1 protein-coding gene is annotated in these 597 nt (G+C 64.2%); it reads left to right on the top strand.

From position 1 onward, the window contains the following. Window positions 1–48: 48 nt before the first annotated feature. Window positions 49–597, top strand: a 549-nt coding sequence (locus tag NKI39_RS34260) for a transposase (protein WP_352837596.1), incomplete at its 3' end; no start/stop codon positions are given.

Below are 597 nucleotides of genomic sequence, written 5' to 3'. Positions count from 1 at the left end.
TTGGTTGCTTAAGCCGATCCGAACCATTTCCCGGAGACCACACCCACCATGAACGATCTTGCGCTGCCGCTGAGCGGTTTGTCATCAGTCGGCGGCAAGTCCGTCGTCGCCCGTTTCGACGGCGGCATGCTGTCGTCCAACAGCGGCGTTCTGGCCTTGGCCGAGGTGGAAAAGCGGTTGCGGGTGGCCGAGCGTCTGGCGCGTTGCATCGACGATCCGCGCTGCCCGGACCAGGTCGTCCACAGCCTGGCGGACATGATCGGCTTTCGCATGAAGATGATCGCCGCCGGCTACGAGGACGGCAACGACGCCAACCGGCTGCGCTGCGATCCGGTCTTCAAGATGGCCCAGGATGCGCTGCCGTCGGGTCGGGATCTGGCGTCGCAATCGACGCTGTGCCGGCTGGAGAACCTACCCGGCGTGCGGGAGCTGGTCGCGATGGGACGGGCGATGGTCGATCTCTATTGCGCCTCGTTCCGGCAGGTGCCGAAGCGGATCGTACTCGACATTGACGACACCTTCGACGCTGTGCACGGAGGCCAACAGCTTCGCCTGTTCAATGCCCACCATGACGAGTACGGCTTCCAGCCGATCGTC

The sequence above is a fragment of the Mesorhizobium sp. M0664 genome (genome assembly GCF_040320565.1).
Lineage (GTDB): Bacteria > Pseudomonadota > Alphaproteobacteria > Rhizobiales > Rhizobiaceae > Mesorhizobium.
This window is presented reverse-complemented; position numbering and strand designations above follow the sequence as displayed.